This is a genomic window from Streptomyces sp. WELS2, assembly GCF_013870595.1.
GTDB lineage: Bacteria > Actinomycetota > Actinomycetes > Streptomycetales > Streptomycetaceae > Streptomyces.
This window is the reverse complement of record NZ_JACBWZ010000501.1, coordinates 1-4,691: the sequence shown is the minus strand read 5'-3', so window position 1 is coordinate 4,691 and position 4,691 is coordinate 1. Positions and strand designations below refer to the sequence as shown.

The window sequence follows — 4,691 nt, the reverse complement described above, 5'->3', positions numbered from 1 at the left end:
GGTGGCCCGGTTCTCCGGCGCCGACGACACGGCCACCGCCGCCGCGTACGCCGACGACGTGTACGACGTGCTGCGCACCGGCGAGGAACGGGTCACGGACGACGGCCAGCTGGTGACCCTGGCCGCCCGGCCCGGCCGGGTCCCCGACACCCGGCGGCTGCGGCGGGCGGGCCTGCGCACCCTGCCGGCGGACGGCACCGAGTGTCCCCGGTCGGTCTCGTGCGTCTCGGTCCCGGCACCGTACGAGGAGTTCGGGGACGGCGACTACGGCAACCACGACCTCGCCGACCGCCCGGCCTCCCAGCGGATCAAGTACATCGTCATCCATGACACGGAGGGCGCCTGGGAAGGGGTCATGAATCTGATCCAGGACCCCACCTATGTGTCGTGGAACTACACGATTCGCTCGACGGATGGGTTGATCGCCCAGCATGTGAAGACCAAGGACGTGGCCTGGCACGCGGGCAACTGGGACGTCAACGCCCGGTCGATCGGCATCGAGCACGAGGGCTTCCTGGCCGCTCCGGACGCCTGGTACACGGAGGAGATGTACCGTTCCTCGGCGCGGCTGGTGCGGTACCTGGCCAGGACGTACGGCATCCCGCTGGACCGGCAGCACATCCTGGGCCACGACAACGTGCCCGGGCCGACCGCGTCCACCATCCCCGGGATGCACACGGACCCGGGCCCGTACTGGGACTGGCGGCACTACTTCCGGCTGCTGGGCCGGCCGCTGGGGCGCACGGCCGGCCCGCACTCGGGAGTGCTGACGGTGCTGCCGGACTACGACGAGAACCAGCCCGTGTACACCGGCTGCACCGCCAAGGGCGAGCCGTGCCCGGCGCACGGCTCGGGCGAGGTGCGGCTGTACACGGACCACGACGAGAGCGCGCCGCTGGTCAGGGACATCGGGCTGAGGACGGGCCCGACCGACGGGGTGAACGATCTGTCCTCGCGGGTCTCCACCGGCCAGCAGTACGCGGTGGCCGGCCGCTGGGGCGGCTGGACGGCCATCTGGTACCTGGGGCAGAAGGCCTGGTTCCGTGACCCGGCCGGAGAGCGGACGGCGGTGCCCGCGAGGGGCCTGGTGGTGACCCCGCGCGAGGGCCTGGCGAGCGTGCCGGTGTACGGCCGTGCCTACCCGGAGAAGGCGGCCTATCCGGCGGGCGTCCCCGCCCAGTCGGTGGTGCCGCTGCCCTACACGATCCCGGCCGGGCAGCGCTATGTGGTCGGTGACGAGATGCCGGGCGAGTACTACTACGCGGTCACCTTCACCCCCGACGCGCACCGGGTGGTGGTGGGCGAGGACCGGTACTACGAGATCCAGTACGGCCACCGGGTCGCCTTCGTCCGGGCCGCCGACGTGACGGTCGAGGACGGGGCCGCGGCCGGCCGGTGAGGTCTCAGCCCTGCTGGAACAGTTCCGCCGGGAGCGGCTTCAGCAGGGCGTACAGGTCGTCCGTGATGGGCCGGTCCCAGGCGGCGATGGTCACCAGCACGCCGTCGCTGCGGTCGAACTGGACGCAGGAGATCCGGCTCTCGGAGAGCTTCAGCCGCCGCACGATGAGGAGGTTGTCGCCCTGGAGCACCGGGGTGTCCTCGGTGCCGACGACGGTGACCTCCTCGTCGTTCTCCAGCGCCAGCAGCAGCTGCCCCACCTCGAAGGGGATCTCGCCCTCGGCGACCTCGCGGGCCGGGGAGCCCTCCGGGAGATTGCCGATGATCATGGCGGGGCCGCGTCCGCCGAACAGGTCGTAGCGCAGGAAGACGCCCTGGCAGGTGCCGTCGGGGGCGGGCAGCAGGCCCGCGCCGAGATTGCCCGGCCAGTCGCCCGGGTCCATGGCCAGCACGTCGAAGTCGGGTCCGGCGGGGGTCGCGCTGCGGCGGCGGAGGAACGACATGCGGCCATGGTACGTGCCCGTGCCCCGCCAGGTGACCTGCGGGCGCCCGGGAGACAGCCCCTGGCCCAGCGGGCAGCTGGTGAGCAGGGTGGCGGGGTCCGCGCCGGCCGGGCGGGCGACCGTGTGGTCCGCCGGGGGGAGGCCCGCTCCGGCGATCCAGCGCTCCAGGGCGGTGAACGCGGCACGGTGGCAGGGCACCATCGGGCGCAGCCGGTCGGGGAAGACGTCGGCCAGGGAGTCGGTGTGGGTGCCGTCCTCGATGCGGTAGTAGCGCAGCAGGGAGCCGCGGCCGGCCGCGTGGACCATGCGGGCGTAGACGTCGGAGTCCCGGCTGATGGGGAGCAGCACGTCCAGGGTGCCCTGGAGGGTGATCAGGGGTTTGCCGATGCGGCCGGTCAGCGCGATGCGGGCGACCGCACGGTGGACGGCGGCGGGGCGGGCCGGGTAGGCGTAGTCGGCGTCGCAGCCGGGGGTGCCGGAGGCGCAGTACGGGGTGCCCGCCTCGGTGGCGCCGTCGTAGCCGGGATCGAATTCCTCGCGGTAGATGCGCTGGGTGAGGTCCCAGTAGACCTGGTGGTGGTACGGCCACAGGAACTCGGAGCCGGCCGGGTAGCCGGCCCGGTGCATCGCCGCCGTGGCCTCGGCGGCCCGGGGGCCGCCGGCGGCGTGGTCGGGGTAGTGGCGCAGGGCGGCCGGCAGGAAGGTGAGCGGGTTGGGGCCGTCGGCGCGCCACAGGGTGCCCTCCCAGTCGACGCCGCCGTCATAGAGCTCGGGGTGGTTCTCCAGCTGCCAGCGCACCAGGTAGCCGCCGTTGGACAGGCCGGTGGCGAGGGTGCGGGCCGGGGGCCGGTGGTAGCGCTGCGCGACGACGGTGCGGGCGGCGCGGGTGAGCTGGGTGAGGCGGGTGTTCCATTCGGCGATGGCGTCGCCGGGCCGGCGGCCGTCGCGGAAGAAGGCCGTGCCGGTGTTGCCCTTGTCGGTGGCGGCGTAGGCGTAGCCGCGGGCGAGGACCCAGTCGGCGATGGCCCGGTCGCCCGCGTACTGCTCGCGGTTGCCGGGGGTGCCCGCGACGACCAGGCCGCCGTTCCAGCGGTCGGGCAGCCGGATCACGAACTGGGAGTCGTGGTGCCAGCCGTGGTCGGTGTTGGTGGTGGAGGTGTCCGGGAAGTAGCCGTCGACCTGGATGCCGGGGACGCCGGTGGGGGTGGGCAGGTCCTTGGGGGTGAGGCCCGCGTAGTCGGCCGGGTCGGTGTGGCCGGAGGCGACGGTTCCGGCGGTGGTCAGCTCGTCCAGGCAGTCGGCCTGCTGACGGGCGGCGCCGGGTACGCGCAGCAGGGCGCGGCCGGCGCAGTGGGCGTCGGGGCTTCCGGGGACGGCGGTCGTGGCGCCGGCCGGGGTGACCGGGGTGGCCAGGAGCACGCAGACGGTGGCGAGCGACAGGGCGCCGAGGGGGGTGCGCCGGGCGCGGTGTTCTCTTCGGCGCGGATTCAGCGGAAGCATACGGCTCCTCCGGCGGGTTGGGGACGCGCTGGAGGTTAGGTGCGGTGTGGGGGTTCCGGACATGTGCGGGGCCGCCATGATGGCGGCCCGTTCGTCGGTGCCGGCCACCATGGCGGCGTTGTACGGCCGCTGACGGGTGGTCAGGGGCATCCGCTGTCGGCGAGGGTGAAGTAGCCCGTGGGTGATTCCTTCAGGGTGTGGGTGACGAACGTGTTGTACAGGCCCATGATCTGGCCGGAGCCGACGGCGTAGGCGGAGCCGCCGCTGGTGGTGGCCCGTCCCGCCTGGACGTGGGCGTAGTTGCTCGCCGTCCAGCAGGCGGCGGGACCGGGGTCGCCGGGGCCGGGGTCGCCGGGGGCGGTGGTGTCCAGGCCGAAGAACCGGGCGATCCAGCGGCTGGAGCAGATGGAGCCGGGGAAGTACGGGGCGCCGGTGCTGCCGCACTGCTCGGCGCCGGTGCCGGGGTCGACCGGGGTGCCGTGGCCGATGCCGGGGACCCGGTCGACCTCGACGGCCACGGTGCCGTCGGCGGCCAGGTACTGGTCCTGCCGGGTGGCGTCCGGCCCGATGGCCGTGGTCCGGGTGGGCGTCTGGGACAGGCCGTGCAGGGCTGTCCACTGATCGCGCAGTTCGGTGGCGTTGCGCGGTACGACGGTGGTGTCCTGGTCGCCGTACCAGATGGCCGCGCGCGGCCAGGGCCCGGTGTACGACGGGTAGGCGTCGCGCACCCGCTGGGCCCAGTCGGCGGGGCTCCGGTCGACGCCGGGGTTCATGCAGAGGTAGGGGCTGTTGTCCTTGGTGCAGTCGTAGGGCAGGCCCGCGACGACCGCGCCCGCGGAGAAGACGTCGGGGTAGGTGGCGAGCATGACCGCGGTCATGGCGCCGCCGGCGGACAGGCCGGTGACGTAGACGCGGCCCGGGTCGGCGCCGTAGGCGGTGACGGCGTGGCCCACCATCTGCCGCACGGACAGGGCCTCGCCCTGGCCGCGCCGGTTGTCGCCGGACTGGAACCAGTTGAAGCACTTGCTCGCGTTGTTGCCGGTGCCGGTCTCGGCGAGCACCAGCAGGAAGCCGTCCTCGTCGGCGAGCCGGGGCAGCCCGGAGTTGTCGGCGTAGACCTGGGCGTTCTGGGTGCAGCCGTGCAGGGCCACCACGACCGCGGGGTGGGCCGGCAGGGTGGCGGGCCGGTACACGTACATGGTGAGGGCTCCCGGGTTGGACCCGAAGTCGCTCACCCTGGTGAGGGTGACGGCGGCGCGGGCCTGGGGGGCGGGGGCGGCGAGCGCGGTG

Annotated in this window: 3 protein-coding genes and 1 pseudogene; 1 reads left to right on the top strand and 3 read right to left on the bottom strand. The window is 73.8% G+C overall.

What is annotated here, in order from left to right:
* The coding region (locus H5J33_RS24230; protein ID WP_181796998.1) for an N-acetylmuramoyl-L-alanine amidase at positions 1–1,399 on the top strand (1,399 nt) is incomplete at its 5' end.
* 4 nt (positions 1,400–1,403) lie between these two features.
* Here H5J33_RS24230 and H5J33_RS36815 read toward each other — a convergent pair.
* The 3 genes and pseudogenes from H5J33_RS36815 to H5J33_RS24220 form a co-directional block, all read right to left on the bottom strand.
* Positions 1,404–1,901 carry a hypothetical protein gene (locus H5J33_RS36815; RefSeq protein WP_070026621.1) on the bottom strand — a complete coding sequence of 166 codons (498 nt, stop codon included), beginning with the start codon at positions 1,899–1,901 and terminating at the stop codon, positions 1,404–1,406.
* A gap of 66 nt (positions 1,902–1,967) precedes the next feature.
* Positions 1,968–3,401: pseudogene (locus H5J33_RS24225) on the bottom strand (3-hydroxybutyrate oligomer hydrolase family protein); the annotation flags it as partial.
* Positions 3,402–3,541: 140 nt separating this feature from the next.
* The coding region (locus tag H5J33_RS24220; RefSeq protein WP_258565357.1) for a PHB depolymerase family esterase at positions 3,542–4,691 on the bottom strand (1,150 nt) is incomplete at its 5' end.